The organism is Priestia sp. LL-8 (assembly GCF_036227845.1).
Lineage (GTDB): Bacteria > Bacillota > Bacilli > Bacillales > Bacillaceae_H > Priestia > Priestia zanthoxyli.
Genome location: NZ_JAZAQH010000001.1, coordinates 858472 through 883905, shown reverse-complemented (window position 1 = coordinate 883905; position 25434 = coordinate 858472). Strand labels below are relative to the sequence as shown.

General features: G+C 39.6%; 27 protein-coding genes and 1 riboswitch. Of the genes, 5 read left to right on the top strand and 22 right to left on the bottom strand.

Annotated features, from left to right (window positions below; genetic code table 11):
- The first annotated feature begins 2 nt into the window (after positions 1–2).
- On the top strand, positions 3–188 hold the full coding sequence (locus U9R83_RS04580) for a FeoB-associated Cys-rich membrane protein (RefSeq protein WP_014461400.1): 186 nt from the start codon (positions 3–5) through the stop codon (positions 186–188).
- Between the two features lie 42 nt (positions 189–230).
- Here the strand turns inward: U9R83_RS04580 and U9R83_RS04575 are convergent, their stop codons facing one another.
- A complete protein-coding gene (locus U9R83_RS04575) occupies positions 231–554 on the bottom strand; it encodes a DUF3243 domain-containing protein (RefSeq protein WP_014461401.1) in 324 nt (107 codons plus the stop codon).
- 16 nt (positions 555–570) lie between these two features.
- Complete coding sequence (locus U9R83_RS04570) at positions 571–1152, bottom strand: hypothetical protein (RefSeq protein WP_182420896.1); 582 nt, start codon at positions 1150–1152, stop codon at positions 571–573.
- Positions 1153–1413: 261 nt separating this feature from the next.
- On the opposite strand from U9R83_RS04570, the gene U9R83_RS04565 reads away from it, so the two are divergent.
- The 3 genes from U9R83_RS04565 to hxlB all read left to right on the top strand — a co-directional run bounded on the left by U9R83_RS04565 (position 1414) and on the right by hxlB (position 3244).
- Positions 1414–1779 carry a winged helix-turn-helix transcriptional regulator gene (locus tag U9R83_RS04565; protein ID WP_013055600.1) on the top strand — a complete coding sequence of 122 codons (366 nt, stop codon included), beginning with the start codon at positions 1414–1416 and terminating at the stop codon, positions 1777–1779.
- A gap of 267 nt (positions 1780–2046) precedes the next feature.
- Complete coding sequence (hxlA, locus tag U9R83_RS04560) at positions 2047–2676, top strand: 3-hexulose-6-phosphate synthase (protein WP_013055599.1); 630 nt, start codon at positions 2047–2049, stop codon at positions 2674–2676.
- A 10-nt stretch (positions 2677–2686) separates the two neighbouring features.
- Positions 2687–3244: a 6-phospho-3-hexuloisomerase gene (hxlB, locus tag U9R83_RS04555; protein WP_182420897.1), complete on the top strand. Its 558-nt coding sequence runs from the start codon at positions 2687–2689 to the stop codon at positions 3242–3244.
- 113 nt (positions 3245–3357) lie between these two features.
- Here the strand turns inward: hxlB and U9R83_RS04550 are convergent, their stop codons facing one another.
- From U9R83_RS04550 to nei, 13 genes are all read right to left on the bottom strand, one after another.
- Entirely contained in the window at positions 3358–3603 is a 246-nt protein-coding gene (locus U9R83_RS04550) for a ferredoxin (protein WP_182420898.1), read from the bottom strand.
- Positions 3604–3689: 86 nt separating this feature from the next.
- Entirely contained in the window at positions 3690–4700 is a 1011-nt protein-coding gene (locus U9R83_RS04545) for an ABC transporter substrate-binding protein (protein WP_243548807.1), read from the bottom strand.
- A complete protein-coding gene (locus U9R83_RS04540; protein WP_014461408.1) occupies positions 4697–5440 on the bottom strand; it encodes an ABC transporter permease in 744 nt (247 codons plus the stop codon). Before U9R83_RS04540 ends, U9R83_RS04545 begins: the two co-directional genes overlap by 4 nt.
- The gene (locus U9R83_RS04535) at positions 5437–6201 is read right to left on the bottom strand and encodes an ABC transporter ATP-binding protein (protein WP_042992303.1); all 765 of its coding nucleotides are present in this window, start codon (positions 6199–6201) and stop codon (positions 5437–5439) included. The genes U9R83_RS04540 and U9R83_RS04535 overlap by 4 nt, the downstream gene beginning before the upstream one ends.
- Positions 6194–6865, bottom strand: coding sequence for a thiaminase II (gene tenA / locus U9R83_RS04530; RefSeq protein ID WP_014461410.1), 672 nt, complete (start codon positions 6863–6865; stop codon positions 6194–6196). Before tenA ends, U9R83_RS04535 begins: the two co-directional genes overlap by 8 nt.
- A 5-nt stretch (positions 6866–6870) precedes the next feature.
- A complete protein-coding gene (locus tag U9R83_RS04525; RefSeq protein ID WP_014461411.1) occupies positions 6871–8148 on the bottom strand; it encodes an acetylornithine deacetylase in 1278 nt (425 codons plus the stop codon).
- Positions 8149–8262: 114 nt separating this feature from the next.
- Positions 8263–8365: riboswitch (TPP riboswitch) on the bottom strand.
- Positions 8366–8584: 219 nt separating this feature from the next.
- Positions 8585–9595, bottom strand: coding sequence for a MupG family TIM beta-alpha barrel fold protein (locus U9R83_RS04520; RefSeq protein WP_014461412.1), 1011 nt, complete (start codon positions 9593–9595; stop codon positions 8585–8587).
- Positions 9592–10953, bottom strand: a complete 1362-nt coding sequence (locus U9R83_RS04515; protein WP_042992305.1) for a PTS transporter subunit EIIC — start codon at positions 10951–10953, stop codon at positions 9592–9594. The genes U9R83_RS04520 and U9R83_RS04515 overlap by 4 nt, the downstream gene beginning before the upstream one ends.
- A gap of 89 nt (positions 10954–11042) precedes the next feature.
- Positions 11043–11897 (bottom strand): MurR/RpiR family transcriptional regulator, encoded by an 855-nt coding sequence (locus tag U9R83_RS04510; protein WP_042992307.1) that lies wholly within the window; start codon positions 11895–11897, stop codon positions 11043–11045.
- A 12-nt stretch (positions 11898–11909) separates the two neighbouring features.
- Positions 11910–12560: an N-acetylmuramic acid 6-phosphate etherase gene (locus U9R83_RS04505; RefSeq protein ID WP_243548806.1), complete on the bottom strand. Its 651-nt coding sequence runs from the start codon at positions 12558–12560 to the stop codon at positions 11910–11912.
- Positions 12561–12765: 205 nt separating this feature from the next.
- Positions 12766–14145 carry a DUF6612 family protein gene (locus U9R83_RS04500; RefSeq protein WP_014461414.1) on the bottom strand — a complete coding sequence of 460 codons (1380 nt, stop codon included), beginning with the start codon at positions 14143–14145 and terminating at the stop codon, positions 12766–12768.
- 215 nt (positions 14146–14360) lie between these two features.
- Entirely contained in the window at positions 14361–14738 is a 378-nt protein-coding gene (locus tag U9R83_RS04495; protein ID WP_014461415.1) for an FAS1-like dehydratase domain-containing protein, read from the bottom strand.
- Between the two features lie 104 nt (positions 14739–14842).
- A complete protein-coding gene (nei, locus tag U9R83_RS04490) occupies positions 14843–15661 on the bottom strand; it encodes an endonuclease VIII (protein ID WP_014461416.1) in 819 nt (272 codons plus the stop codon).
- Between the two features lie 249 nt (positions 15662–15910).
- On the opposite strand from nei, the gene U9R83_RS04485 reads away from it, so the two are divergent.
- Positions 15911–16912: a DUF3231 family protein gene (locus U9R83_RS04485; protein WP_014461417.1), complete on the top strand. Its 1002-nt coding sequence runs from the start codon at positions 15911–15913 to the stop codon at positions 16910–16912.
- A 26-nt stretch (positions 16913–16938) separates the two neighbouring features.
- Here the strand turns inward: U9R83_RS04485 and U9R83_RS04480 are convergent, their stop codons facing one another.
- From U9R83_RS04480 to U9R83_RS04450, 7 genes are all read right to left on the bottom strand, one after another.
- Positions 16939–17955 carry a FecCD family ABC transporter permease gene (locus U9R83_RS04480; protein ID WP_115653127.1) on the bottom strand — a complete coding sequence of 339 codons (1017 nt, stop codon included), beginning with the start codon at positions 17953–17955 and terminating at the stop codon, positions 16939–16941.
- Between the two features lie 6 nt (positions 17956–17961).
- Positions 17962–18996 carry a FecCD family ABC transporter permease gene (locus U9R83_RS04475; protein ID WP_115653126.1) on the bottom strand — a complete coding sequence of 345 codons (1035 nt, stop codon included), beginning with the start codon at positions 18994–18996 and terminating at the stop codon, positions 17962–17964.
- Positions 18997–19075: 79 nt separating this feature from the next.
- On the bottom strand, positions 19076–20020 hold the full coding sequence (locus tag U9R83_RS04470; RefSeq protein ID WP_028412138.1) for an ABC transporter substrate-binding protein: 945 nt from the start codon (positions 20018–20020) through the stop codon (positions 19076–19078).
- A gap of 302 nt (positions 20021–20322) precedes the next feature.
- Complete coding sequence (locus U9R83_RS04465; RefSeq protein WP_328575074.1) at positions 20323–21510, bottom strand: acyl-CoA dehydrogenase family protein; 1188 nt, start codon at positions 21508–21510, stop codon at positions 20323–20325.
- Positions 21511–21525: 15 nt separating this feature from the next.
- Complete coding sequence (gene ssuD / locus U9R83_RS04460; RefSeq protein ID WP_042992310.1) at positions 21526–22659, bottom strand: FMNH2-dependent alkanesulfonate monooxygenase; 1134 nt, start codon at positions 22657–22659, stop codon at positions 21526–21528.
- Positions 22660–22766: 107 nt separating this feature from the next.
- Positions 22767–23948, bottom strand: a complete 1182-nt coding sequence (locus U9R83_RS04455; RefSeq protein ID WP_115653124.1) for an acyl-CoA dehydrogenase family protein — start codon at positions 23946–23948, stop codon at positions 22767–22769.
- The gene (locus U9R83_RS04450; protein ID WP_328575073.1) at positions 23945–25330 is read right to left on the bottom strand and encodes an LLM class flavin-dependent oxidoreductase; all 1386 of its coding nucleotides are present in this window, start codon (positions 25328–25330) and stop codon (positions 23945–23947) included. The genes U9R83_RS04455 and U9R83_RS04450 overlap by 4 nt, the downstream gene beginning before the upstream one ends.
- Positions 25331–25434 lie beyond the last annotated feature (104 nt).

Here is a 25434-nt window from a genome sequence, read left to right as displayed (position 1 = left end):
CATTGATTATTAATATTTTAATTGGGGTTTTAATATTTGGGTATGCCCTTTATCATATGACAAAATTCTTCCGCAAGAGCACTCAGGGAAAATGCGCAAGCTGCGGACAGCAATCTTCTTGTACAACGGATGATTGCGGTATTGATTGGGATAAAACAATTCAAGAAGCTCAAAATCAATCATCTTAATACATTAAAAAAGCATCCTGATAGCGGGATGCTTTTTTAATGTTACGCAACTAGTTTTAAAATGAGATGAGAAAGAACTTCTTTTTCCTCTTCACTGCTGACTTTCCATAACTCATGAAGGACTTTTTCTTCTCGGTTTCGAGGTTCCTCATTTTTGGCTAAATAGCTAGCCACTTTTTTTGTAGCGGCCGTTAATTGTTCCTCACTTAACCCGAGCTTTTTCCCGACATAAACTTTTTGACTTAAATAATCAGTAAACGTATCAAAATTCTGCAAAATTGCTTCTTTCTTCTCCGTCCCTAAATTATCTGCCGTTTCTTCAATTTTATTCATGTCTTTTGTGGTGCCTTCATTCATTTGACTCACAGTAAACATCTCCTTTTTAGTGAATAGATTGGTATGTTCTTTCACGCTCAGCTTCTGGTTTTTCGTCTGGGGTCATTTTGTCCTTACTAATTTCAGAAGTTGCATCTTTCACTTTTTCACCAATTTGCTGTAAATCACTTTTAGCATCTTCTACCGTCGATTTTGCATCATGCGTAACGCTTTTCACATCCTCTGCTTGCTTAAAGAAATCTTCATTTACACGCTCGTACAAATGTTTGGCATCATTAATTGCATCTTTTAAAAGATTCGATGCATTTTTCATTTGTTGCACCATTTTTTCCTTTGTTTCTTGAGGGTTCTCTTTTACTTGATTAATCATGTTTGCAGAGGAGTCCTTTAATGTAACGGCTCTTCTTTTAACAGATGAGCGAGTTTTATTATCAAGCAATGTTATACATCCACCCACAACTGCTCCGACAACAACACCTTTTACTAGCTTGCTGCTGCAGCTTTTTCCAGTGTTAACAGCAGCAGTGCTATTAGCTGTCTGTGGATTGTTATTAATTCCTACATCGTTGTTAATGCCTGCGCTGTTGCTTAAAGCAGGGTTTTGTAATTCAGATCGGTTTCTTTCCATTTTTACTGCCTCCTTTAGCATCGTTATTGAGTGATTTCCCATCTTTTTTTATATTTAAACAATTGAATTCCTTAAAAATAAAAAACATGACTAAAGGCCACCTTTTACACCTCACTAGTCAAGAATAACTATATAGTAAGAAAAGCTAAGTTTTTTAATGGAAAGATACAAGCCGGATTTTTGTAAAAGGATTGTCAGCACCGGTATAATAAGAAGTACTGTAAAAGAAATTTTATACTATTGGTCATAGGGGTGAAACAATTGAGCCAGCTTAATAAGGAATTTAACTGTGAAAAAGAATTAACGCTTGCTATTATCGGCGGAAAATGGAAGATGCTGATACTATGGCACTTAGGACGTGAAGGAACAAAACGGTTCGGGGAACTAAAATCGCTTATTCCTGATATTACGCCGCGCATGCTGGTTAACCAGCTGCGGGAACTGGAAGAAGATCTAATTGTTAACCGTAAAGTTTATCCTGTCGTACCACCTAAAGTCGAATACTCACTTACAAAAGAAGGAGAAAGTTTAATGCCTATTTTGACAGCCATGTACGATTGGGGTAAAAATTACCGTGATACAGTGCTGATCAATCAAGAACAAAAGGCAGAAACGTTAATTAAATGATGGAAACTAATCCTTCTATTCCATAGTTTTTATTTTTTATGCGGATGATATTAATCAATATCATCCGTATTTTTAATGAAAATTAAGCGGTTACAAGACTGATATGTCCATTAGTATACTTCTGTATACTATCATTCCCCACACTATTTGTGGGAAAAGTGCGTACTTTTAAGAACCTCAAACTGCGGGTACAATAACTACACCAGCTGCTTTTTATGTAAAAAAGCACAAAAGGTATCTATAGATTTCTGTAAGGAGTGGAGTAGAATGGAATTACAATTAGCGTTAGATCTTGTTAATATTTCTCAAGCAAAAGAGGTAGTAAAAGAAGTTGAAGAACATATTGATATCGTGGAAATCGGTACACCTGTTGTAATCAATGAAGGGCTTCGCGCCGTTAAAGAAATTAAAGAAGCATTTCCTAATTTAAAAGTATTAGCTGACCTAAAAATCATGGATGCAGCTGGTTATGAAGTACAGCAAGCTTCTCAAGCTGGAGCAGACATCATTACCATCTTAGGTGTAGCTGAAGATATGTCAATTAAAGGTGCAGTTGAAGAAGCGAAAAAACAAGGTAAAAAAATTCTAGTCGATATGATTGGTGTAAAAGATATTAAAGGACGCGCAAAAGAGCTAGACGAATTTGGCGTTGACTATATCTGTGTACACACAGGATACGACCTTCAAGCAGTTGGCCAAAACTCTTTTGAAGATTTAGTAACAATCAAAAGCGTTGTGAAAAATGCAAAAACAGCCGTTGCTGGCGGCATTAAATTAGAGTCTTTACCTGAAGTAGTAAAAGCACAGCCTGATCTTGTTATCGTTGGCGGAGGAATCACGAGCCAAGACGATAAAAAATCAGTTGCTTCTCAAATGAAAGAGCTTATTACAAATTAAGGAGCTTTCTATGCAGACGAGCGAACATTTAAAAACGGTTATGAATGAGCTTTTACAAACAACAGCTCTAATCGCTGACGATGAAGCTGAACAGCTTGTAAATGGCATCATCTCATCTAAAAAAGTGTTTGTCACCGGAGCAGGCCGTTCAGGTCTTATGGGCAAGTCATTTGCTATGCGTATGATGCATATGGGCATTGATGCGTATGTCATTGGAGAAACCGTGACGTCAACTTTCACGAAGGATGATTTATTAATCATCGGATCAGGTTCTGGCGAGACGAAGAGCTTGATTCCTATCGCTCAAAAAGCAAAAGAACTTGGAGGAAAAGTTGGAGTAGTTACAATTTCTCCCGATTCCAAGCTTGGCAAGCTGGCTGATTTTATCGTGAAGCTGCCCGGTGCTCCGAAGGATCAAGAACAAAGCAGTTATCAAACAGTGCAGCCTATGGCGTCACTGTTTGAACAAACGCTTCTTCTCTTTTACGATGCGCTGATTCTTCGCTTCATGGAGAAGAAAGAACTTGATACCCATACAATGTACGGAAAGCATGCAAATTTAGAATAAAAAAAAGGTCTTGCTCTAGGCAAGACCTTTTTTGTTTTGAAACTTTCTATCTCACCAAATATTTATTTATCGCATAACTAAATGTACTTTATCGTTAACTTTTTCCAAAAACCCTATTCCAATTTTGTTGCATCTCCATAAAACGGCTGCCCTGCGACTTTAATGGATTCTGTTGGGCATCCTTCATACGCTTCCATCATCTCATCTTGCTGATGTTCAGGAACCTCTTTTGTTCCTTCGTTGTTATCTAGCACTGCATAAGCAAGACCTTCTGAATCGTAATCATAAAGATCTGGTGCACTCCCTCCACATGCTCCGCAAGCAATACATGTTTCCTTATCTACTATCGTAAAAGCCATAAAAAAACCTCCTTTACCTTTTCACTTTCTCGTTCAGAAAGTTACGTTCAGTATAAGAAGGTTTTTTTAAATTTGTTTTAAATTATTTAATTGGATTCTACAATATTCTCAAACATTTCAGCTACATTTGCCTTTTTCTTAATTAATCCTGACTCTTTTAACCAGTCCACATTTGACTGCCATGATTCTTTCGTTTGACTGCCAAATCCTTGTTCAGACTTCATTTTAGGAAGTAAAATATTTAAACTTTTTGTTTCCACGTCTTTTTCAAGAGGGAAGTTTGATTTATCTTGGTTATCTAATAGAATTTGAAGTGATTCTTTTGGATGTTTCTCTGTGTACTCATACCCTTTTGTCGCGGCACGCCAAAACGCTTTAATCGTATCAGAATCTTTTGCCCACGTTTGATCCCCAGTAACTGCCACTAGCTCATAGTACGATGGTACGCCGTAATCCGAAGGATCAATGTCAACTGTTTTGTACCCTTTTTTGTGAAGCAATGGTACTTCGTGATTAATATATGCCCCTATTACGGCATCTACTTTTTTACTAATCAGCGATGAATTTAACTCAAATCCTACGTCTACTAATTTTACCTTATTCGGATCTCCTCCATCGCTTTTTACCATTTTCTTTAGAACAGATTCACTTAATGGTGTTCCGCTGTAGCCTACTACTTTTCCTTCTAAATCTTTAGGACGCTTAATACCGCTATCTTTCAATGCCACAACTCGGTTTAGCGGAGATCTTACAATCGCTCCCACCGACTTTACCGGCACATCTTCATTTGCTCGTGCCATTGCTACATCAGGCTGATAATAAAGGCCGAGCGTAACTTTCCCCGCAGCTGCTAAATTAAGCGAGTCCGTTGGATTAGCAGGAAACTGTACTTTTACATTCAGCCCTTCTTTTTTAAAATATCCTTTTTCTTGTGCAGCGTAAATGAAGCTGTGCACTGCATTTGGGTACCAATCAAGCATAATTGTAACGTCTTTTAATTTTTTACTTTCACCAGCTTTATTTTCCTTGTTCTGACCGCAAGCAGCGAGCATCAAAACAAGCAGCAGGCTTAACCCAATCGCAAACCATTTTTTCATTCTGTTTTCCTCCACTTTAATGAACGTTTTTCGAAACCTACTACAATAATAAAGAATAAAATACCAAGCGCAGATAAAATCACAATTGGTGCAAATACACCAGCTGCATCAAACTGTGTCATCATGCGACGGCTGAAATATCCTAAGCCTGCTTGCGCACCTAACCATTCCCCAATGGCAGCACCTATTATACTAAAGGTAACCGCTACTTTGAGCCCTGAATAAAAATGAGGCAGTGCAGAAGGAATGTTCAACTTAAAGAAAATATCTTTTTTTGTTGCTCCCATCGTTAGCATGAGTTCTTTTAACTCTTTGTTTGTGGAACGAAGCCCGTCAAATGTGCTGACGGTAATGGGAAAAAACGTAATTAATACGGTCACAATCACTTTGCTCCAAATAGAGTAGCCAAACCACAGCACAAATACAGGAGCAATGGCAATGGTCGGAATCATTTGCGACGCAATAATAAGCGGATAAAAAGCACGCTCAATAAGCGGACTCCAATTCATCCATACAGCCAGCATAACTCCCAGCACCACGGATATAACCAGCCCAATTACGACAATAGATAGCGTAGCTGGTAAATGTTTAAACAATAGATCCATTCGCAAATCCCAAAGCTTTGTTAAAATACCGCTGGGCGTTGGTAAAATAAACGGATAGTTTACAATGCGTGCTCCAATTTCCCAAGCAGCCAGCAAAATGAAGACTAAAATCACTGAAGCCCCGTACTTTTTCATGTGTTCACCTTCGATCTTAGCTGTTCAATTAAATAATCTTTCACGTCAAGCACACGCTGTTGATTCAAATCTTTTTGCGTTCGAGGCCTGCTAAGCGGCACTTTAACCTCTTCAAGATAACTTACCGGCTTGTCTGAAAAGATAAAAATACGATCTGACAAAAAAAGCGCTTCGTTTACATCATGAGTGATAAATAAGATGGTGTGCTTACGCTTTTGCCATTGTTCAAGCAGCCATTCCTGCATCGACAAACGCGTGATTGCATCAAGTGCACTAAAAGGCTCATCTAAAAGCAGCACGTTAGAACCGCTTAATACCGTCCGCAGAAACGAAACGCGCTGCTTCATCCCTCCGGATAAATCACTTGGAAAACGGTTTTCATACCCTTTTAGGCCAAACTCTTCAAGCAGCTGAGACACTTGCTGATGAGCACTTGCTTTTGACACATTGTGCAGCTCAAGCGGCAGCGCTGCATTGTCTAAGATTGTACGCCACGGAAGCAGCAAATCTTGCTGCGGCATGTAGCCTACTTTTCCTAGTCGCTTTTCATAAGACTGCCCGTTAATCACGATATCGCCTTCACTCTGCTGTTCAAGACCTGTAATGAGACGAAACAACGTACTTTTTCCAGATCCGCTCGCTCCAACGATACTGACAAACTCGCCTTCTTTCACGTCTAAGTTTAATGATTTTAAAATCGCTTTATCACCATTTTTGTACGTAAAACTGACGTTTTGAAAAGATAACACAGAGTTATTCATGAATTGGCCACATCGCTTCGTTATAAGCCATATCCCAGAACATATACTCAAAACGCGTCGTATTTAAGAAAATTTCTTCGAGCTTTTCTAACTCCGCTTCTGATTTGTCTTCAGTAAGTGAGTCAAATAAGTTGATACACCACGTCGCAAGTTCTCCAAATTCTTCTGAGCTGTACATTTCAATCCACTCGCGGTAAAATTCATTGCTAGCTCCAGGCTTTTCACTGAGTTCTTTTCCTATTTCCCAGTAGCTCCACATACAAGGCAAAAGAGCCGCCACTAATTCAGCTAATGTTCCGCTTTGACCAACGTGTAGCATATAGTGTGTGTATGCAAGCGTTGTAGGCGATGGCTGCGCTTTTTCTAATTCTTTTTCGCTGATTTCAAATTTCTTGGCATACTCACGGTGAAGGCTCATTTCTTCATTTAACGTAGAATCTAAAAGGCCTGCAAATTTCCCCATCGTTTGAAGATCGGTAGCTTTCATGGCTCCAATTGCAAATAACTTGGCATAATCAATTAGGTAAAGGTAATCTTGAATCATGTAAAAGCGAAACTTTTCCTTTTCAAGCGTTCCGTCTCCCATTCCCTGTACGAAGGGATGATTATGATTTTGACGCCAAATAGGCTGCAGCTTTTCGTATAATCGTTCACTAAATTTCATGATGTTCACTCCTTATGCGTATGCAGCCACGTATAAATGAACTGCACCATCACTTTTGTATATTGAACAAGCTGATTAATATCTAATTGTTCGTTCACAGCATGTGCATTTGCTAAATTTCCCGGACCGTAAATAGCCGCCGGAATTCCCGCATCAGCTAGCCATCCCCCGTCTGTTACGCTAGTTGACACATCAATTGGAGGCTTTTTCCCTTCCATTTGTTCATGAGTATTTGCAAGCAGCTGCACTCCTCCATGATTTTCATCAATTTCTAATGACGGAAAGATTTCTCCTCTGTCTTCGATCATTGATGTGCCTCCCCATTCAAAGGTTGGCAGATTATCTTTTAACCATGGATCCGCTTTTGCAATAGCTAAAATGTATTCTTCCACTTCTTTTGATACTTGGTCGTACGATTCATTGGGATAATAGTGAACGGTGATCCACAGCCTGCATTCATCTGCAATAAAAGCAGCATGTCTTCCGCCTTCGATTACTGCTGGATTAATCGTATTTGTCCCTGGCAAAAATCCTGGATAGCTCTTTGTAACAGCCCAGTGACGCTCCAATTCTTGCAGCCCTCCGATCACTTTTGCCATCTTTTCAATAGCGCTTGCGGCTAAAAGCCCTCCTCCAGCATGAATCATACTTCGGCGTGTACCGTCATGATAGGTTTTACTGCTTTTTATCGTAATCCATCCCGTGATGACTCCGCCTTGACCTTGAATATGCAAATCACTTGTATCCGCTACAAGCGCAAAGTCAGCTGTATACCCTTTCTGACAGCATTGCAGCGTACCTGCCTCTCCTACTTCTTCTCCTACAACGGATTCAAAAATCAAGTCTCCCGGCAGCTTGATTCCTGCTTCCGTTAAAAGCTGAACTGCAAACAACGCTCCTGCCAAGCCGCCTTTCATATCAGCAACTCCGCGTCCGATGATTTTATTGTCTTTCACGACAGCTTCAAACGGATCTGTTTCCCATTTTTCATTTTCTTGTACCTCAGCAACATCCATATGACCGTTAATAATCAGGCTTTGATAGTCAGCTGATTTTTGTCCTTTTAACGTACCCACTACGATGGGGTCGTTAGAATATAAGTCCCACATATCAATGGAGAAACCGCAGTTTTTAAGAAAATTCGCTACGTACAGCTGCGCTTCATGAGAATTTCGTGCAGGAGGCGCTGGCGTTTTATACGAAACAAGCGTTGTTAATAACTGGATTAACTCTCCTTTGCGCTCCTCTACCTGTTTGACAAGCAAATCAATTGTTTCTTCCATGTATGACACCTTCCTTTACGCATAAAAAAACACTTCTTTCGCAGGAAAGAAGTGTTTTTGTTTATGTACACAAAATTATTATAACGAGTTCGTAAGGAAATCCCATACAAAACATCCATTACAATACCTCTTTCCTACGCTAGTATTACCTAGTTCAGGTTATAAGGGTTAAGACTTCTCGTCTCTCTCAGCTTCGAAAGCACCCCTAGTGGTGTTGTATCTCTATGAAATTAATCTATTATCATATGTTTACCTGTAATAGTTTTATCATAGTAAAGCGTTTTATTCAATAGAAAGGTTCATGATAGGGTAATGAAAATAGTTTCCTTTTTAGTAAAATAAAAAGCACACACCTTTTTCAAGCAGTGTGTGCTCTTTGTTTTTGTAAGATTACTAGTTAGCTATCAGCTTCTTTAAAAATACACGTTTTTTCCATTTAGACAGTAATAAGCTCAAGTTTTTGACCCGATCTCACTAACGAAAGCAGTTCATGATCTTCTTCTATCACATGCCCAATCACGTTAACATTAGCATTTGCAGGCAAATTCCTTTTAGCTATTTGAACCTCTCCTCTGTAACGTCCGTAGCCATCATTGTCCATTGTAATTGCTCCAATTCCGCGCTCGACTGTATGATATGGCGGCACTGGTTCTACAGATCGTGTATCCACCAAACGCAGAACGTCTCTTGATATATCCGGACGCACGCTGTACGTTCCCTGTATATGAGGTGAACGAATGCGTAGCGGAATAATGCGGTTTTCTTGATATTGAACTAAACGTTTTAATAAACTTGAACTGGCGTATGGATCTCCAATATAAACCTCCGTTACTCCGCATCCGTATAAATCTACTGCAGAGATAAAAGGACATCTATTACGGTCCTTCTCTCTAGTAGGAAGACCTTGATAAATAGGACCTCTCTTTTCGCCTTCTCCAGGAGTATAAGCACACACTGGAATACAAAGTTCATTGAATAAATCTGTCTGCTGTTGAAAAAACGTTTCTTCAAGCCCTGTTTCAGGCCGCGGATAAAAATTATGCCAAGCAAGCAGCTGATGATGATGAAGGCCTGCAGATAACAGCGCTTCTATTTCTTGTTTTGACAATGTACTTGCATTAAGGGCAATATAAAACTCATTCGCAAGTAAAATCGTTTCTTCTACGCTAAAGCCATCGTCTAGTCTAATACCTGATACGCCAAGTGAAGATAGAGTCATAAGGCTTTCGATACCTAAATGAACTGGTGTATCCTTGGATACATCTGCATACACGCTTATTCCACACTCTCTAGCCACATGAAGCAATTCTTTTGCCCGTTCAGCCAAATCTCCTTTTTCCTCTGGAATGTGAAGTGAAGTGAATGCGCGTGTAACGCCGCATTCACTCGCTTCTACTAATCTTTGTTTGGCATCTCTATCGTTCAAATAAAACGAAATGCCAATCATTCAAACTCCCTCGCCATTTCATCGTTAAATCCAAAGAAATAGGTACAAATAAAGCCTGCTGCGTAAGCAATAACTAATCCAAGTAAATAAAGAAGAATTTGATGCGCATGAACTAAAAACGTAAGCGGTAAACCTGATACTCCCACTGCTACAGTTGCAATATGGAAGTGCGCCTGAAACGCTCCGCCGATTCCAGCTCCAAGACAAGCGGTTAAGAATGGACGCCCTAAAGGAAGTGTGACTCCAAAAATAAGCGGCTCTCCGATTCCGAGCAGTCCTGAAGGAAGTGCGCCTCCAATTGCTCGCTTTAAACGTTTTTTCTTTGTTTTGATATAAATAGCAAAAGCTGCACCGACCTGACCGGCTCCGCCCATTGCTAGTATAGGAAGAAGCGGATCATCTCCAATTGAATTGATAAGCTCTAAATGAACAGGAGTAAGGCCTTGATGCAGTCCCGTAATGACGAGCGGCAAGAACGTTGCCCCTAAAACAAAGCCTGCTACAACTCCTCCAACCTCTAAAACTCCTAAAAGACCTTTTGTGATTCCGTCTGAAATCAAGCCGCCGATTGGCATGAATACCACATACGTAATAATTCCTGTAATTAACACCGTAACGGTTGGTGTAATAATAATATCCAGTGACTGAGGGACAAATTTACGTACTCGTTTTTCTAACACGGCCATAAAGATTGCTGCAAGCAATACGCCTATTAAGCCACCCCGCCCCGGCAGAAGTGCTTCCCCAAAAAGTTTAATATCAGCTACGGCAGGATTAATGACTAAAATACCGGCTAAGCCTCCTAGAGCTGGCGAACCTCCAAACTCTTTTGCGGCATTAATACCTACTAAAATACCAAGATAAGCAAATAAACCGCTTCCGATAACGGTTAAAAGAATAGCAATCTGTGAATCCGCCGGAAGCCACTTCGCTTGCACAGCTGCTTTTGTCACTCCAGTAATAAGTCCAGATGCTACAAGAGCAGGTATCAACGGAATAAAAATACTTGCAATTCGGCGAAGCAAGAGCTTAAACGGAGTTGCATTTTTTTCTTTTAGCTCCGATTTCCGCTGTGCTGCACGATTTTCTAAGTTAATACCGCCGGATTCATCAATTAACTTTCCAAACTCCTCTGTTACTTTGTTCACTTTGCCGGGACCAATAATGATTTGCAGCGTTTCTTCTTCCACTAACCCGAGCACGCCTTCAAGTTTTCGTATATCTGCTTTTTTAACGATTGAATCATCTTTTACAGTCACGCGCAGCCGCGTCATACAATGCGTATACGCTTCAATATTGGATGCTCCCCCAAGCATCTCCAAAACAGCCTTTGCTAATTGATGATTATCTAAAGACATGTTAATCCCCCTTTGTATTTTCCTCTTAGATGGATACGCCACTGAGGAAACAGACCACAAAATCCCCTTTTTGCAATCGCTTTCTTTTTTTATTTTTTATCTTTCAAAAACTGAATGGCATCTCTTGTTTTGTCAATATACTCAATCGTCTGGTCGTACTGCTGCGCTGCAATACTTAAAAATAAAACATCAATCACATAAAGCTGGGCTAAACGAGACGATGTAGCTGCGCTTCGAAACGGCGCTTCTTGAGAATAAGACGTATACAAACAAATATCTGCTAAAGACGAAACGGTAGACTGTCCGTATTTAGTTAAGCTAATCGTCTTTACTCCGCGATTTTTAGCTAAAGATAAGACATTGCTTACTTCAGGGGTCTCCCCTGAAAAAGAGATGCCCACAACTACATCGTCTTTACTTGCATTTGCGATGAGTGTAGCTGCTAGATGGCTATCTGCAAAAGCCGTCGCATTTTTATTAATTCGAAGAAATTTTTGTTGCGCATCCATAGCAATAATATGTGAAGCACCGATTCCAAAAAAATGAATGTTTTTGGCTTCAATCAATGTCAAAACAGCCCGCTCTGCTTCTTTATAATTCACAAGCTCGGCCGTATCACTTAAACTTTGAATGCTGTTGCTTACTGTTTTTTTGACAATAGTTTGAATCGTTTCGTTTGTTTCAATATCGCGGTATCCTTGTTCTGTATCTTTAGCTAAATCACCGGCTACTCTTACCTTTAATTCTTGAAAGCCGCTAACCCCGATAGATTTACACAAACGAATAACAGCGGCACTGCTCGCATTCGCTAGTCTTCCTAGTTCCCCAGCCGTACTGTTTACCACAGTATGCGGGTTGTTTAAAATATATTCAGCAATTTTCCTCTCCGAATCCGGAAGCTTAGCCACCGTGTTTTTAATCATTGTTAATCCGCCTGTTGACATCGTTTCTCTCCTTTATACGTAATGTTCAATCGCTTTTCTCACATAACCCCCCGCATTATTCAGTAACGTCTTTGCGGTATCGTAATTTTCATTTGTTTTGATCATAATCACTGCTGTTTTTACCTCATTATTTGCTTCTTCAAGCGTTTGACTTGCTTGCTCATAAGAAACACCTGTAATTTTACAAATAATACCTATCGCTCGCTCTTTAAGCTTTTCATTACTCACATGAACATCTATCATTAAGTTTTCATACGCTTTTCCTACTTTGATCATAGCCGCGGTAGAAATCATGTTGAGAATCATTTTATGAGCGCTTGCTGCTTTTAACCTTGTGAAACCTGTTAGCACTTCTGAACCTACTACCACCTCAATACTATGGTCCGCTTCTTTTCCAATAAGAGAATTACCATTGCAAGACAGCGCCACCGTTTTAGCTTTTACAGATTTTGCATATCTTAATGCACCAATCACATAAGGAGTGCGTCCGCTTGTTCCCGCACCGACATAAATAAGCCGGCCTTCCTTTTGAAATAATTCACTTACAAACTCAACTGCTACCTCTACGTTTGGAAGTACTTCTTGCACAGCCAGCGCCACTTTTTGATCTTCTTTATTCATTACGTGCAAAATTTCTTTTGTACTAGCCGTATCTATCTTCATGGTCTGCTCATTTTGGGACTCTGTGTTAATAATGTAAGCTGTTCATTCATTTTTTTAGCTACTTTTTCATCATGTAGTGAAGTTATGGTTATTATAATTCCTTTAAAATATAATTTCAATAATTTATTTTATTTTTAAAATTATATTTTAAACAAACATAGAAAAAGACTTCAGGCATATAGCTGAAATCTTTTTCTATGTCTATTTATGATTGTTGAGCAAATGTTAACAGATACTCATCTTGCATTAAAACTTCGTAATCTTTTTCACCATTTCTTATAACGTGTACAGGGACTGTTTTTGCCGGAAGTAATTCAACTGGCTCACGATAGCGTTTTGCTACTCCGTTAATAAGTTCGTTTACTAACTGCTCGTTACTCAGCTCACCCGCCTGATATTTTTCTGCAAGTGGTGTCATGACTTCCGCTAATACACTTGCATCGTTAAATCCTTGAATTTCGACTTGTACAACGTACGCATCATCTTCAGCACTATACGCTGTATCTTTAATGTTATATTTTGTAGATGAAAGAGCTTTTAGAAAAGCGCTGCTTACTTCGTTTAACTGCTCATCGGTTATATTTGAGCTCAATGATGATAAAGCACCTTTAAAATTCGTTTCAAAAAACTCTACAAACGAACTCTTTTGGAACTCCCCTTTTTCTTTTACCTGCTTCTTATCTTGCTGATTCGGATGTTTAGCAACAAATTGATCTGTATTTTGATAAACAGTTGCTTGAATTAAAGCATCCACGTATTGTCCCGCTTCCTTGGCATAGGCAGCTTGCTTTTCTTTACTTGGCGTTTCGGTGCTGCTATCTTTAGAAGCAGCAGCGGATTTTGCTTCCACTTTTGGTTTTGTTACATTGTCTAATTGATTATATGTATACGTATACGTTTGCTTAGACTTTGAGTTTTCTGTTTTTCCGTCTACTTTAACAGAATACGACTGTTTTTTCTCTACTTTCTTTACTTGCTTCGTTTCTTTATCAATTGTCACAACAAGTGAAAAATCTTTTCCTTTAATTTGATCAAGATCTACAGCAGTATCGCTGCCTTGATTTGTTATTTTATAATAAGCTTTAGCATCATCTGCTACAATTTTTTGCTTTTTGTCTTTGTCTCCGTTGAATGTTAATACATACTCTTTGTCTTTCTCGGTAACGTCAAATTCATTTGGAAGATTTTTATCATATTTTTGATAGTAGCGTATTGGATTTTGTTGAAGCTCCATAGCATTATTAATTAAAGCCGTAACGTACTTTTTTTCTTCTCCCTGTACTTTTGTGCTTTCTTCTCCAGCCACAGCTAACGTTTCATCTCCGTCATGATACATCTTTAGTTCTTCGCCGTTCATTCTTGTGTTAATGTAACCTGCTTTGCTTTTAAAATCAAACTCTTGTACTCCGTTGACTTTGTAATCAGAGGATCCTTCTTCTTTCCCAGTGACTTTCACTTGGACATTTTTCACCTTTTCTTGTGCTTCTTTCACGTCACCCGTTAATTCCTCTGAAGACGGCATCCCACATGCCGAAAGCAATAGAGCGAATGATAGTGCTAAGCCTGTATTCATTATTTTTTTCATGTAAGAAACTCCTTTTTAAATATTTTCCAAAATTAAGAATCTATGTACTTAGTAAATACACATTTTTACCATTTATGAAACTCAACTTTACTAATTTACCATATTTACATTTAAATGGTAAATGACAAAAGAAGGAAAATGAACAGCAAAAAAAGTCACGAACCCGTGACTTTTCTAACCATATTCATAACTCACATTTTGTTAACGCTTTCAATTTAATCTCGAATAATTCCATTACTTGTCCCTATCAGTACTTCTTTACCTTGTTGATTTCGATACACTGATTTGATTTTCACTTTTTGAAAACCATCTGCTTTTTCTACTTCAGTTAATACGCATTCACAGGTAATCGTATCTCCTGCAAAAACTGGACGAAGAAATTCACTCACCATTTCTCTTGCAATGTAGTTTAAGTCTCCACCTATTTTTGTCCCAATACTAGCAGTCATAAGTCCATGCACCATTAGCCGCCCTTTTTCGTCACGTTCTATATGATGTTTGCCCCGGTCTCCAGTCATTTCTGCAAACTGCATGATTTCTTCCTCTTGAAACGTTCTTTGCCACGTAAATGTATCTCCTGCTTTACATTCCATCTTATCCCTCCCCTTAAGAATATGCCTTTACTTTTTAACTATATCACAAGAATGAACAGCCGTTCATTTTCACATCAAAAAAATAGCAGAATAAATATATCCTGCTATTTTTGACAAGTAGGACAGTAATAAAGCCTTCTAGAAGCAGCCTGCACTTTTAAGATAGGCGTGCCGTCAATTCGGCAAGCTTCTCCTTCACGGTTAAAAACCCAGTGGCGGTATTCAGAGCGCTTTTGGCCTTTCTTTTTTAACGTTTCAGCAAGCTCTACGTCATTTGTAATGCCACCTGTTTCATAGGACTGTTTTACAAGAGAAATGGTTGCTTCAGCTGCCTTTTTAAGCTGTTCTTCCGTGCAGTCTACTGGACGAGCTGCAGGATTAATTCCCGCTACAAATAGAATTTCACTGCGCAAATAATTTCCAATCCCCGCTATAAAGCTTTGGTCTAGCAGCAGCGACGCCCATTTTCTGCGGTAAAATGCCTTAGAGTAAAAGCGGTCTAAAAGCTCGCCTGCCGTTACTTCTTCACTTAAAATATCCGGACCTACTCTTGATACAAAAGGATGAGCAGAAACTTCTTCATCACGCAATACTTCAATATCAGAAGCGCTATAGAGCAGCGCTGATTTCTTTTCATTATGAATAGCAAGACGCAGCTGTCTGTTTGTAGATGGATAATTGTAAGATGAACGTACATACCATTTTCCATAAAGCTGATTATGTGAATAAATGGTATAGCCGTTGTCAAAACGAATAAGCATAGCCTTCCCTTTTGTATCTACCCTTTTAATACGAGCACCCGTTAATACTTCTTCGTAATGCTGTAAAGATGGAAAAGCAAACCATATCTCTCTAACGGGAAGACTGATAATCGCTTTTTCCACTTCATCGGCTGCTCGTCTAATTTCTGGACCTTCTGGCATATAATGAAACTCCTTTCTTGCCTGACTTTCTTCATTTATTATTTCGGTTTTATTTCTGCTTTGCAAGAAAGAAGCGGTTGAGCTCTTCTTTTCCTAAAAGAACCTTTAAATTATGCATGAAGGTTACTCTTATAGTAAAATGTTGATACCTTTTTTTACTTTCTATAGTGTTTATCTTACTTCCTTTGACTTATACTAGTTAATAACCTTTTAGAAACTTGTTAATTATCTATATATGAGGAGTTTATTATGAACAATCAATCATTTTCTCCACTGTCAGCCGCCGAGATGGCTGTTATTTGGAAGCAATATATGAACGATAAAGCAATTTCTTGTATGCTTAAACATTTTCTGTATCATGTAGACGATTTGGATATTCAAAAAGCGATTCAAGGTACACTGCACATCACAACCAAAAACAGTGATGCGCTCACTGCTATCTTTTTAAAAGAAAATATGCCAATTCCGCTTGGCTTCGGAGACGAAGACGTTGATGCTGAAGCACCAAAGTTGTTCTCGGACTCCTTTTATTTGCTTTATTTGAAGCATATTTCAAATGTCCTTCTGCTGTCAGCAACTACGGGCGTCGATGTTGCCGCAAGAAATGATGTACGGTCTTTTTTTCGCAGCTTGCTGCTAAAAGCGGAAAAGCTCAATCAAACGATTACAGATTTGCTGTTAGAAAAACAAATCTTTATAGAGCTTCCTCCTATTCCGATTGCAGATGCGTCTGATATGAACGACAAAGAACTCTTTCTAGGGAGCTATTTTGATGAAAAGCGCCCGTTAACCGTCATTGAAATTTCTCATATCGTATCAAGTATACAGACGAATTTGATTGCAAAAGATTTAATTTTAGGATTTGCTCAAATAGCTCCTTCTCAGGACATTCAGGCTTTTTTATTAAAGGGTAGAGAACTTGTGCAGCAGCATATTGAATCCCTGTCACAACCGCTGATGGTAGAAAACATACCGGTCACAATGAAGTGGGATTACGGAGTAGAAAAGTCTTCCGTTCCTCCATTTTCAGAAAAACTCATGATGTTTCACCTAGCCGCGATGATTACTGAAAATGTACGTGGATACGGGCTGGCGATGTCAACGAGCCCGCGTTTAGATCTCGCGTTAAATTATACAAACTTCACAACTGAAATTTTGGAATATGCCAAAGAAGTATCAAGAATAAGTATTGAACAAGGATGGCTAGAAGAGCCTCCGCATATTCCATTCCCAAAAATTCATTTGGAATAAAAATAAGCTCGCGCTAAAGCGCGAGCTTATTTTTTAGATTCTCTCCACAATAAATAAAGAAAATACGGAGCGCCGATAATGCCAATAATTAATCCGGCCGGAATTTCAATCGGAGGAGCAATTCCTCGCCCAATTAAATCTGCTGCTAGTACAAACAAAGCGCCAAGTAAAGCGGCTGTAGGAATTAGTTGTTTATGTCTCGGTCCCACTAACCGTTTGGCCACATGAGGAATAATAAGCCCTACAAAGCCAATAGTGCCAACAACCGACACAACAGCAGCCGTCATTGCCACTGCGCTTGCTAGTAATACTAGACGAATTAACTCTACTCTAGCCCCTAGTCCTCGAGCCACTTCATCACCTAAATGAATTAAATCTAACCGAGCAGCTAACAGCCAAATCAGCGGTACTAGTATAACGACCCACGGAAGTAAACCAATCAATTGATCCCATGTTCTTCCCCATAAGCTGCCGCTCAGCCAAATGAGTGCCGCATTGACGTTTGGATTTGCTTTTGAAATTAACAAGTGAATACCCGATGAACAAAAAGCGCTGACTGCTACACCTATTAATGCAAATCGAATAGGTTCTACTCCTTTTTTATAAGCAAGCAAATAGACGATTACAAAGACAATAGAGCCTCCTGCAAACGCAGCGACTGATAAAACAGACGGGCTTGCTAAAGGCAGTAAAATAGTGACTGCAACAGCAGCTAACCCTGATCCGCTTGAAAGACCTAATGTATCTGGACTGGCGAGCGGATTTCTCATAATAGACTGTACGACGACTCCGGACACAGCTAGGCCGATTCCCGTTAAAATAGCCAGCAAAATACGAGGCAGGCGAAATTCTACCAAAATAGACGTCAAGTCAGGATCGCCAATGCCAATAAAAGACGTAATAATATCTAATGGCGGTATGTTAATGTCTCCTAAGCTAAGGCTTATCACGCTTAGCGCTATAATTAAGACAGAAAGAATGATAAACAGGCCGACAGACTTGAATCGAGATGGCTGCTTTTTTGTTTTATTGACAGTCTGCATATATACTCATGCCTTCCTTTCTGTTTTTTTGCGTCTCGCCAAGTAAATAAAGTACGGTGTTCCAAGCAATGCTGTTACTGCACCTACAGGGGTCTCATACGGATATGTAATAAATCGCGACAATACGTCTGCTAATAGCAATAAAGATGCACCAAGCAGCGCGCTCATTGGCAAAACAACTCGGTAATCTACACCTATTAAATAACGAACCATATGCGGAACAACAAGCCCTACAAAGCCAATGGGACCCGCAATTGCCACAGAAACACCTGCTAATACAATCACAACAACTGCAGTGAACGCTCTAATGGCAAAGACTCGCTGCCCGAGTCCTCTAGCTACATCATCTCCTAAAGATAACAAAGAAGACGCTCTTCCCAGACCAAACGCAATAAGCAGACCCACAATGCTAAAAGGAAGCAACACGTGAACATGTCCCCAATCCCGCCCAATAACTGAGCCGGTGAGCCAAAACATAACGCCTTCTGTTTTGCTTTCATTAAAAATTAACAGCGTTTGCGTAAGAGACATAAGCATACCTTGTATAGCAACACCCGTTAAAGCAAGCTTTACATCGCTGTCTCCTCCTTTAATCAACGAACTCATGACGTAGACAATAACAGCAGCAAAGGCGCCTCCTAAAAATGCTCCAAATACCCCACCAATCATGCTTACACTCGGAACTAAAACCGTTAAAAATACCATTGCCGCTGATGCCCCGGCATTAATACCAAAAATACCAGGAGAAGCTAATGGGTTTCTAGTTAATGCTTGCATCAACGCTCCGGCGACAGCCAAATTAGCGCCAACAAATGCCGTTACCAATAAGCGAGGCAGACGGACAGTTTGAATAATAGATTGTTCTTTTGATCCGTCAAAATTTAGTATAGCTTGCTTAATCGTTCCAAAAGAAATATGTATAGAACCGATGGAAATAGATAAAAACATAGAAATCAGTAAAAGAATAATAACCGCAAGGAAAATAGCTATTATACGAAGTGGAGATTTGTTTCTTTTGGATAAACCGTGAACAGCTTTCATAATAGACTGCGCCTCCTTTCATTTGAAAGTTCAATAAAAAGAAAAAAACAACCCCGCTGGATTGTTCTTTTCTTCGTTATTATTTGCCTTCAAATAATAACTTTTCTGCTTCATCTGCAATACCATTTGCACCTTGTACACTTCGGCGAAGAGACCATTTAAATACATCAACTTCATACACTTGATTGTTTTTAACCGCTTTTAGCTCTTTCCATAATGGCTGTTTTGCTAAAGGCGTATGACCTTTTTCATTTCGCATAACAATGAGTTTGTCCGGATCTGCTTTTACCAGCTGTTCCATTGTCATTTTTACACTGTACTCTTTTGTAGGATCTGTTAATGCATTTTTGAAGCCTAATTGCTCAAGAACACCCGTTGTAAAGAAATTTGAAGTTCTAGCATTAATATTACCATTTGCATCAGCGATAACAAGTACATTGCCCGGATTTTTTGGTGCTTTTGCTTTTAAATCCTTCATTTTTTGCTTATGCTCTTCTACCACTTTTTCAACTTTTGCTTTCTTGCCAACCGCTTCTCCTACTTTTAACTCCGTATTTAGTAAATCATCGTAATTAGCATTTAAGTTTTTTAACTCAATCGTTGGCGCGATTTTTGATAATTCTTTATATACATTTTTATGACGTTCTGAATCAGCGATAATCAAATCTGGCTTCAACAGTTTAATCGATTCCAAGCTTGGCTGTGCTCGCGTGCCAACTGATTTGTATCCTTTAATTTCTTTTAGTACATCTTTATCAATAAGCTGTTCTGCTTTATCATCATCAGCTACTCCTACAGGTTTAATCCCAGCATCTAACAATGCATCAATAAAACCTAACTCTAATACGACTACTCGCTTTGGATTTTCTTTTACTTTTGTCTCTCCAAGCTCATGTTTAACCACTCTTGTTTTTTCATTTTTTTCATCGGCTGAATTTTCCTTGTTCGTGCTGCTGCAGCCGATAAGCATTCCGATTGCCAGCATTGTAATAAAAGCCAGCAGTCCTATTTTTTTCTTATTCAAATGTCATTCCTCCTGCTTGTATCTTTATGTAGATAATTGACTCTTGAAACTGATAATCGTTATCATTATATCAGTTTTATCTATTTAAACAAGCTGATTCGTTATTTTTTAATTAAAAAAGTTATACCTATTCTAGTAAAAAAGAAATAGCTACATAATGAAATCCACCCAATCAACAGCTAGAAGCAACTCAATATAAGAAACCTACGTTCACTCTAACCATGAAAAAATCCGAACGATTCATCGTTCGGATCTTCCTTCAATTAAAATACTTTTGTCCCAGCCTCTTTTTAGCAGACTTTCTATGAATATGGGGTAATCGGCGGCAGTTCACTGCTAAGATACCATTTACCTATGTCACGCAGCTTGTAAGCAACAGGATCGTGTAAGCTAATTGTTCGTGCGTTGCGCCAGTAGCGATCAAATTTATACTGATCAGACGTGGCTCTAGCCCCCATCCCATCAAATATAGTGGAAGTAATATGTAAGGCCGTTTTGGCAGTAAATGTTTTAGCCATCGCAATGGCGACTCCGCACTCGCCCCGCTGCTGTTTCGTTAACGCGTCTTCTTTTTTCCATGCATGATCAAATTCTGCAACAGCTTTTTCGATAAGTGCTGAACAAGCATGAAGATTTAAACTCATTTCACCGTATTGCTGAATAATATAAGGATCTTGCTCTGCTGCTTCAACATCTGAACTTAGCCACGGTTTTGTATGAGCCTTCACGTAAGCTTTTGATTCTTCCAAAGCGCCTTGAGCAATACCGTACAATAAGTGAGTGAGCATAAGCTGAGCCAAATGCGTTCGTACCGTAGGAAAAACCTTTTGCTCTTCAGCTGCTTTATGCAATATTTCTTCTTCATACACGATAACACCTTCAAACTTTACGCTTCCGCTATCCGTTTGGCGCTGTCCAAATCCGTCCCAATTATCTTCAGTAACAATTCCGGCTCTATGAGTAGGAAGTACACATAGCAATACCTCACCGTTTTCTTCTTGAGCCGATACTAACAAACGATCGGAATCCGTTGCCCCAGAACAAAAACTCTTGCTTCCGCTGAGCATTAATCGTCCATTTTCTCGAACTGCTTTCAGCCCCGAATCTCTAGGATTAAAGGCATTGCCCCAAAAAAGCTGCTGAGCTGCCGTTTCTTTGTAAAAAGTTTTGTACTGCTGAGTACTTCCAAACAGAAACGTCGAACAAATCGTCAAATAATGATAACCCAACAAGTGTGCAAGTGAACTATCTGCTTTCGCAATGATATTCACGATTTTAAAAACAATCGGCCAGTCGGCTCCATAACCTCCGTATTCCTTAGGAATTGGGAAGGCTAAAAGACCGCTTTTTCTAAGCAGATTACGCTCATGTAGAGGCGTTCCGCCTTCTCTATCTCTTTTTACAGCAGTTTTGGAAAACTCTTTAGCCAACCGGTTAGCCAATTCAAGGATCTTTTCTTGAGACGCTGCAATCGTTTGGGTATTGTTCACTGTTTCCCTCCTTTCTCACCTTTTAGCCGGTGTTTTATCATTCACTTTCACTTCACCAAATGGACTGATAAATGTGCGCTCGTTCTCATCGTGCTTACGCTTAACTGGAAGCCTTGGAAACAAAAGCTCTGCTGTTCGATATGCTTCTTCTAAATGAGGATACCCGGATAAAATAAATGTTTCGATACCTAACTCTGCATATTCTTTGATTCGTTGTGCCACTGTATCAGCATCTCCTACTAAAGCAGTCCCTGCTCCTCCTCGAACTAACCCTACACCAGCCCATAGATTAGGGCTTACCTCTAAGTTTGAACGGTCGCCTTGATGCAAGGCGCTCATACGTTTTTGACCTTCTGAATCCATTCGAGAAAATACTTTTTGGGCTGATTTAACGGCTTCTTCATCAACATGTTGAATCAGTTCATCTGCCGCTTTCCAGGCTTGTTCTTCAGTTTCACGAACAATGACATGAAGCCTGATGCCAAATCGAATTTCTCTTCCTGTCTGCCTGGCTTTTTCTTTCATTCGTTCAATTTTTTCTTTTACTTGTGCAGGAGGCTCTCCCCAAGTCAAATAGACGTCTATATGCCTTGAGGCAACGTCCATCGCTACAGGAGAAGAGCCTCCAAAATAAAGGGAAGGATACGGTTTTTGGATCGGCGGATAAAGTACGTCTCCACCTTTAACACTCAAGTAGTCTCCGTCGAAGTGAACATCCGATTCATTTAATACCCTTCTCCATATGGTTAAAAATTCATCTGTCAGCTCATAGCGATCGTGATGGTTTAAAAACACTCCGTCTCCTTCTAACTCAACGGGATCTCCTCCTGCTACAACATTAATAAGAAGCCTTCCTTTAGAAAATCGGTCAAATGTTGCAGCCATTCTTGCGGCTTGTGTAGGCGACATTAAACCCGGGCGTACTGCTACTAAAAACTTCAGATTGTCAGTGACGGGCACTAAAGTAGATGCAGCAATCCACGCGTCTTCACATGACTTTCCCGTCGGAAGCAAGACCCCGCTATAGCCTAGCTCATCCGCAGCTTGTGCAACTTGTTTGCAATAAGAATAGCTTGCAGCCCTGGCTCCTTCATGGCTTCCTAAATAACGTCCATCCCCATACGTTGGAATAAACCAAAACAACTCCACTTGTATTCGCCCCTTTTTAAAGCTACATAAAAAAACTCCGTTATTACAAATAAACTGCAATAAGGAGCCTCAGTTGTCTGATAGCTTCATTTTTTACTATTTTTAAATCAAGCATACGGATTAGGTGTAGGGTACTGCTGATTCAACACCCAGTCCCCAACCGTTCGAAGCTTGTATTCAGCTGGATTATGAAGAGTATGAGTTCTTACATTACGCCAGAATCGGTCGTATCCGTATTCAGCATGAACCGAACGCGCTCCCATAACTTCAAATATCTTACTTGTGATATCCAGTGCGGCATTACCAGCAAAAACATTGGCAGCCGCTACGTGAACTGCTAGATTTCCACGTTCTTCTTCCGTTAGTTTTTTGCCTTTTTCCCACGCTTCATCCAATATGAGAGCTGCTTCATCTGCAAGTGCACTGGCTGCTTTCGCTTGAATCCAGAGTTCACCGTATTTTCGCAGTATACCTGGATCATCCGAAGCTTTTTTTACTCCTGATGTTAACCAAGGCCTTGTTTTAGAAGCCGTGTAGTTTTGTGCTTCTTCAATTGCTCCAAAAGCGCTTCCTATAAAGACATTCGTTAAAATAATTTGCGACAGCGAGGCTCCAATAGTTGAAAAAGGAGTAGGATTTTCAACAAAATCTTGAACCACTTCATGTTCTTCTATTCGTACATTTTTAAAATCTACATTTCCACTTCCCGTCTGTCTTTGTCCCATCGCATTCCAATCATCTTTGACGGTAATGCCTGTTCTGTCAGTAGGCACGACTCCGTTTAAATATTGCCCCGTTTCCCTGTCATTAAACGATAGCCATAAGTACTGAGAATCAGGTGAACCAGAACCGAAAGCTTTCGTTCCATTTAATAGATAACCTTGTGATTGCTTATCGCCTTTTAGACTTTCTACTAAAGGATTAGAGGCATTTCCCCAAAAAGCTTGCTGCTGAACAGATAAAGGATAAAAATAGGCCTGCTGTTCTTCTGTACCTTTGATTCGGATATCTGAGACAAACAAGGAGTGATAGCCATATAAGTGACCTAATGCTGCATCGCCTTTCGCCAACTCTCGAACAATAGCCAAAGCCGTTGACCATTTCCCGCCTTCTCCGCCATATTTTTGAGGAATTAATAAATTTAACAGCCCGCTTTGGCGAATAGCATCTTTTTGCTGTTTCGGTGTTCCCCCTTCTTTATCTCTTTGTGCTGCATCCTTTGCAAAAGAAACGGACAGCTTTTTTGCTTGATCAAGATAAATTTCTTCCTTTACAGTGGTCACAGTCATGTTAAACTCTCCTTTTGGCTCGTCTTTCGATATCGAGCGCCATAGTGTTCATCAGGCAAGAATTGTGATTTTTCAAATAGCTTTTCTCTATAAGTTCCTTCACTGTAATCCGTTTTGAATAAATCTCTTTCCTGCAAAACAGGAATCACTAAATCAATAAAATCAGCAAACGTCCCCGGTGTGGTTACATAAGCCATATTAAACCCATCCATGCCCGTATCGTTTATCCATTCTTCCATAAAATCAGCTACTTGTTCTGGACTCCCCACAGTAACTGGGCCCATCCCTCCGATACTGACAAATTTCACTACTTCTTCTACCGTCCACTTTCTATCCGGATCACTTATTGTAAATTTCTCTAAAGCGGAACGGACTGAATTTGTCGCAATAAATTCAATGAGCTGTTCTGGTTCATAGGCAGAAACATCGATTCCCGTCCAGCCGCTAAACAGCGTAGCTGCCCCTTCAAAATTCACATAGCTTTCAAAACGAGCAAGCTTCTCTTCAGCCTCTTTTTCTGTTCGTCCAACAATTGGGGTAAATAAATTAAAAATTAATACGCTATCTGGGTCTCTGCCCTCTGCAGCAATTTGAGTGCGCATTTTTTTCACATAATCTGAGGCTACTTTTTTAGTAGGAAAACTTGTAAAGATACATTCAGCGTGTTTGGCAGCAAATTCTCTTCCTGGTGCAGAAGCTCCTGCTTGGAATAAAACTGGAGTTCGCTGCGGTGAAGGTTCTGACAAATGTACGCCTGGAACACTAAACCACTTCCCTTTATGATTAATAGGATGAACCCGGTCTGGAAGTGTAAAGATCCCTTTTTCTTTATCTTTTACAACAGCTCCTTCCTCCCAACTTCCTTCCCATAACTTATAGCAGACTTCTAAAAATTCATCGGCAATATCATAGCGGGTTTCATGCGTAAAGTGTTCTTCTAATCCTAGATTGATTGATCCACTTTCAAGGTATGAAGTCACAATATTCCATGCAATACGGCCATTTGTTAAATGATCCAATGTCGAAAATTTACGCGCAAACGCATAAGGCTTCTCATAAGTAGTAGATACCGTTACCCCAAACCCTAAATGGTTTGTAGCATACGCCATAGCGGAAATAAGCGCAGTTGGTTCATTCACGGGAAGCTGAGTAGCTTGTTTAAGAGCTCCTTCGTTACTTTGCCTATAAACGTCATAAATGCCTAATACATCGGCTAAAAACAAACCGTCAAACTTTCCTTTTTCCAATAGCTTAGCTAACTCTACCCAGTAATCTAACGTTTTATATTCGGACGCCTGATCACTTGGGTACGTCCACAAACCAGGTGTCTGATGTACAACACAATTCATATCAAACGCATTTAAATAAATATGTTTCCCCATAGCAACCTCCAAAACTAATTAAATACATAAATTAACTAAGAATTAAATCTGTTTGGAAGTAATCTTAAAACATATTCTTCCAGAGTGTCAATGAAACTTCTTGC

What these genes read in the sequence shown, in the direction of transcription:
- U9R83_RS04570 (WP_182420896.1), bottom strand. Translation starts at nt 1,152, where the DNA reads ATGGAAAGAAACCGATCTGAATTACAAAACCCTGCTTTAAGCAACAGC.
- hxlA (WP_013055599.1), top strand. Translation starts at nt 2,047, where the DNA reads ATGGAATTACAATTAGCGTTAGATCTTGTTAATATTTCTCAAGCAAAA.
- hxlB (WP_182420897.1), top strand. Translation starts at nt 2,687, where the DNA reads ATGCAGACGAGCGAACATTTAAAAACGGTTATGAATGAGCTTTTACAA.
- U9R83_RS04550 (WP_182420898.1), bottom strand. Translation starts at nt 3,603, where the DNA reads ATGGCTTTTACGATAGTAGATAAGGAAACATGTATTGCTTGCGGAGCA.
- U9R83_RS04545 (WP_243548807.1), bottom strand. Translation starts at nt 4,700, where the DNA reads ATGAAAAAATGGTTTGCGATTGGGTTAAGCCTGCTGCTTGTTTTGATG.
- U9R83_RS04540 (WP_014461408.1), bottom strand. Translation starts at nt 5,440, where the DNA reads ATGAAAAAGTACGGGGCTTCAGTGATTTTAGTCTTCATTTTGCTGGCT.
- U9R83_RS04535 (WP_042992303.1), bottom strand. Translation starts at nt 6,201, where the DNA reads ATGAATAACTCTGTGTTATCTTTTCAAAACGTCAGTTTTACGTACAAA.
- tenA (WP_014461410.1), bottom strand. Translation starts at nt 6,865, where the DNA reads ATGAAATTTAGTGAACGATTATACGAAAAGCTGCAGCCTATTTGGCGT.
- U9R83_RS04525 (WP_014461411.1), bottom strand. Translation starts at nt 8,148, where the DNA reads ATGGAAGAAACAATTGATTTGCTTGTCAAACAGGTAGAGGAGCGCAAA.
- U9R83_RS04520 (WP_014461412.1), bottom strand. Translation starts at nt 9,595, where the DNA reads ATGATTGGCATTTCGTTTTATTTGAACGATAGAGATGCCAAACAAAGA.
- U9R83_RS04515 (WP_042992305.1), bottom strand. Translation starts at nt 10,953, where the DNA reads ATGTCTTTAGATAATCATCAATTAGCAAAGGCTGTTTTGGAGATGCTT.
- U9R83_RS04510 (WP_042992307.1), bottom strand. Translation starts at nt 11,897, where the DNA reads ATGTCAACAGGCGGATTAACAATGATTAAAAACACGGTGGCTAAGCTT.
- U9R83_RS04505 (WP_243548806.1), bottom strand. Translation starts at nt 12,560, where the DNA reads ATGAAGATAGATACGGCTAGTACAAAAGAAATTTTGCACGTAATGAAT.
- U9R83_RS04500 (WP_014461414.1), bottom strand. Translation starts at nt 14,145, where the DNA reads ATGAAAAAAATAATGAATACAGGCTTAGCACTATCATTCGCTCTATTG.
- U9R83_RS04495 (WP_014461415.1), bottom strand. Translation starts at nt 14,738, where the DNA reads ATGGAATGTAAAGCAGGAGATACATTTACGTGGCAAAGAACGTTTCAA.
- nei (WP_014461416.1), bottom strand. Translation starts at nt 15,661, where the DNA reads ATGCCAGAAGGTCCAGAAATTAGACGAGCAGCCGATGAAGTGGAAAAA.
- U9R83_RS04485 (WP_014461417.1), top strand. Translation starts at nt 15,911, where the DNA reads ATGAACAATCAATCATTTTCTCCACTGTCAGCCGCCGAGATGGCTGTT.
- U9R83_RS04480 (WP_115653127.1), bottom strand. Translation starts at nt 17,955, where the DNA reads ATGCAGACTGTCAATAAAACAAAAAAGCAGCCATCTCGATTCAAGTCT.
- U9R83_RS04475 (WP_115653126.1), bottom strand. Translation starts at nt 18,996, where the DNA reads ATGAAAGCTGTTCACGGTTTATCCAAAAGAAACAAATCTCCACTTCGT.
- U9R83_RS04455 (WP_115653124.1), bottom strand. Translation starts at nt 23,948, where the DNA reads ATGACTGTGACCACTGTAAAGGAAGAAATTTATCTTGATCAAGCAAAA.
- U9R83_RS04450 (WP_328575073.1), bottom strand. Translation starts at nt 25,330, where the DNA reads ATGGGGAAACATATTTATTTAAATGCGTTTGATATGAATTGTGTTGTA.